A 3,916-nucleotide genomic window follows, 5' to 3' on the forward strand; every position below is an offset into this window, starting at 1 on the left:
CTATTACATGACATGGGAGGCTTCCAGTCCCTCCCCTTTCGCTTTCACTTCGAGCGGATTGACCCGCCTTGGCTGAACTACGCAGCTCTCTATCCCATTGCCAAAGGCATTTGGGATTGCTTTTCTGAGGATGTTGTAAGAACCGTTAACATCGGAGTTAATTAATTGACCGACTGATGTTCTGTATAATCCTCTTTTGATTCGCCTGCCACTAAATACGACATCCAAAGCGCCAGTATGCCCGTACACAGGAATTGGATCTAGATTCAAGAAATTAAAGTCGGCGACCCCCTCACGAGAGCCGCCGCTCTCCAAAACCGTGCGTGAAAATTTCTCTTCACACGGCTCCTCAATGACTCGGTGATTGTCACTCATACCGCGTTACCAACATATCCTCTTTCCAGAACCATTCTGTACGTGAAGGTGGCTTAGGTTTAACACTTTTACAGCTAGATTTTGTACCCCGACTGCCATCTGTAGCAGTCTTTATATCGTGGCAATGCCTGTGAAGTAAGTCCCAGTTGTCATAAGAATCCTTTCCACCTTTCGATTTAGGAATTCTGTGGTCAACTTCCATGACATCTTCGTCTCGAAAATGTAATCCGCAGTGAGAACATTTACCCTTTTGAATCTTAAGAAGTGTTGTCACTCTTTTGGGACTTTCAGGGTGTTTTCCCATTCTTATACTCCAATACACCAGGTTTCCGTCGTATGGTGACGATTCGCCTTTAACTTTGGCATGGTCTATGATTTTTATTTGACCATGTTTACGTAACCGGAGAGGGTTAGTCCCTTCTTCCCTGATTGCGAATACCCAGTGATCATTGCCTATGGTTTGCCAGTATTTATTTGACACCCATGTTTTCGATTTGTGATGGCGATGATTTGCCCAAGCTCTGAGTTTTTGATACACCAGTGAGTCTAATTTATAGAAGACTTTGCTACTTGGAACCGTTCGGTAATAATTAGCCCACCCTATAATTAGAGGATTTAACCTCTTAATTAAATCTGATTGAGATTTGGCTTTGTGGATGTCTATTATTCTTGCGATTTCTTTGAGGTGTATCTTAACTTTTGTCGGGCTTGGGGTGATGATTGTGCTGAAACCCAGTAGTTCACCTTGGGGATTTTTCCCGCTAGTATATTTGCCAGATGGATATTGCCTGACTTTGAATCCCAGGAAATCAAATCCTGGAGACTGTCCATCATGGCTGCTCATTGTGTGAGCTATCCTTGTTTTACTGAATTTTAGCTCCAAACCCATGCCTTTTAGCCATTCAGAGATTATCTCTTTACACTTTTGAACAACGGTTAAATCTTCGTGGAGAATTACGAAGTCATCGGCGTATCTTATTAAGGATATGCTTTTACATTTTTGTTGCCAGCTTACTTGCCCTTTTCCTGTTGACTTTTTGATGTCCAAGGTTTTGGCAAATTCCTTAATTCGATGTTCCATCCCGTGGAGAGCTATATTAGCCAGTAGTGGAGAAATAACTCCACCCTGTGGCGTACCCTCAAGTGTTGGAAACAACTGCTGTCCGTTCATCACCCCCGCTCTGAGCCATGCCTTGATTTGGCGGCGCAAAAGCGGGAATGTATTTAATTTTTTAAGCAGTGCTTCATGGTCGATTTTGTCGAAGCATTTGGCGATGTCCGCATCTAGCACATATTTTTGCTTATACCTAATCGCATTAAATATTGCCCCGATAGCATCTTGGCACGAGCGTCCAGGTCTGAACCCATATTGGTTCGGTTCAAATCGCGCTTCCCATTCTGGTTCTAATGCCAGTTTAACAAGCGCCTGCAATGCCCGGTCTTTCATTGTTGGGATTCCTAAAGGTCGCTTCTCTTCTGTACCAGGCTTGGGAATCCATACTCGCCTGGTTGGGCTGACCTTTGAACTCAGGTTTATATTACCTATTAGGTCAAGGCGTTGCTTTGGGGTTAGTGATTTGACACCATCCACACCTGCCGTCTTTTTTCCTTTGTTATCCTGAGTAACCCTACGAACCGCTAAGCATTTTGCAGCCCAGGACTTCATCAACAACTTTTGGAGTCTGCGAAGCGCCTTAATATCACCACGATTGGCGGCTTGATAGATTCTTTTCTGCAACTTGAACACAACTCTTTCCAGCTTTCGCCAAGGAGTCTTGTTCCATTCATACATCGGTTTTACCGTGCTCATGACTTTTATATTGCTACTGGAGGCTCTATCTTCCGAGACACCGTGGGTCTGTCTGCATATCTCCCTCGTTACAGGGGAGCTTTCGCTTTTGACCCAATCTCTCCTTGCCGTTGCATCCGGTTAGCACCTACTCTGAAAATCGACTTTTCCAGAGAGCAAACGGTAGGTTATTTCGTTCCTGTTCGTCTTTGTTTAGAGCTTTTAGGGTGGTACTTTCCACCGGGTTTATTACAGAGTGCTTGGTTGGTCAAACAAACAATTGCCAACCCTGTGGTAAATTGAAGGTAGAATCCCTTTATTACCAATCCTTGCCCTTTTGGGACTCCCAGCGTATCAACCTGTTTCGCTGGTTATCTCTCACGATGGTTCGGATGTACCTTTGCTTTTGCTACCCATAAACTCCTGCTCAACGGGATTCTAGAATAGGTTTTCCAGTTACCGCTTTTTCACCCCGCTTTACGGATTGATGGCTAATCGCTACCGTAGGGGTGATGCTTTCACCGCAGCACCAGCGGGATGGGACTTGAACAGTGTTCTCACCCACAAGACGAACAAGTTGTCATCTAACAAGGGATTAAAGTGCGAACTCAATCCATATTGGATTACCTTATTAGAGCCTGAATTCCCCCCATTTCTGGGTTTCTTCAGAACGAAACGCACGCTCGACTTAGACGTGTAAGATTCTTCTTGAACAATCACCTTAATTCCCACCAATCGAGCCTTGTATTCCAACATCTCAATTAATCGAGCGTGAGGAATGCTGACAAAGTTTTGATTAGTTCGTTTTCCCAGGTTAATTTCAGTTTTCCACTGTGCATTTTTGCCAATTACTAGCGTCCCAATTTGATTTGCCGTCAGAAGTTCGACTATTAATCGACTTGTGTGATGCAAGTAATTATCGACTTTTTGGTTGCGACAGCGGGTTAAGCGTTGAAGCCGGGGTGAGGTTTTGCGCTCCCCTTTTAGTTGGGATTGCAACTGCGAAGAACGTTTGTTGTAGAACTGGTTAATCGATTTGAGTGGTCGCCCGTTAATCAAAAGAGGGATAAATCCCGGTTGATTTGAAGTTAGCGCCACTAAATTGTCCAGTCCCAAATCAATACTAGCTACGAAGTTGTTACTGCTAGCGGTGGACTCCGGTTCATCGTAAATTACCTCAATTACATAAGCATCGCATTTGGGAACCAATCTAACTTGACAAATTCGTTCGGGATTTACTTTGGTTTTGATTAAAATCTCAGTATCTGACAGTTTAATAATTCCATTTTTCAACTGCCTGCTGCTTATTGCTTGAATCGTATAAACCAGGATATTTCGACCTTTGACTTTATCTTTGTACTTAGGTAGTTTTGGACGACCCGTAAATTTAGAGGCATCTTTTTTGTAAGCTTTGAGAGCTTCAAAAAACGATTTCCAGTTTTTGTCTAACAACATCAAGATTTGCTGGCTAACCTTGGCAGGCATTGCCTTGTAAGCTGCGTGAGATTTCATCAAGCGATTCATTTCGTTGTAATTGACATAGCCCCATCCATAAATGAAACTTTGACGAAGGACATAATTGGCAGCATTGTAGAGATTCTTCGATTTAAAAGCTAGTTCGTCAATTTGGACGAAACGGCGTTCTTTCGATTTAATGATGTGACGTTCTGTTAGCTGCATTCTCAACCTCCTGACCACATAATACCATGCTTGATTACTTATGCTTACAAACTGAATGAAGTTTTACAATAC

Annotated in this window: 2 protein-coding genes and 1 pseudogene; all 3 read right to left on the reverse strand. The window is 43.2% G+C overall.

What is annotated here, in order from left to right; all coding sequences use genetic code 11:
• Positions 1-3 precede the first annotated feature (3 nt).
• Positions 4-276 (reverse strand): annotated as a pseudogene (locus JGK14_RS33680) (RNA-guided endonuclease TnpB family protein); the annotation flags it as partial.
• 91 nt (positions 277-367) lie between these two features.
• Complete coding sequence (gene ltrA, locus JGK14_RS33685; RefSeq protein WP_293209069.1) at positions 368-2,185, reverse strand: group II intron reverse transcriptase/maturase; 1,818 nt, start codon at positions 2,183-2,185, stop codon at positions 368-370.
• Between the two features lie 477 nt (positions 2,186-2,662).
• On the reverse strand, positions 2,663-3,844 hold the full coding sequence (locus JGK14_RS33690; RefSeq protein ID WP_325316000.1) for an RNA-guided endonuclease InsQ/TnpB family protein: 1,182 nt from the start codon (positions 3,842-3,844) through the stop codon (positions 2,663-2,665).
• Positions 3,845-3,916: the final 72 nt, after the last annotated feature.

This window comes from Microcoleus sp. PH2017_28_MFU_U_A, assembly GCF_020738035.1.
Lineage (GTDB): Bacteria > Cyanobacteriota > Cyanobacteriia > Cyanobacteriales > Microcoleaceae > Microcoleus.

Excerpts from the sequence above, each read along its gene's own strand:
- ltrA (WP_293209069.1), bottom strand. The coding sequence starts at position 2,185 with ATGAGCACGGTAAAACCGATGTATGAATGGAACAAGACTCCTTGGCGA.
- JGK14_RS33690 (WP_325316000.1), bottom strand. The coding sequence starts at position 3,844 with ATGCAGCTAACAGAACGTCACATCATTAAATCGAAAGAACGCCGTTTC.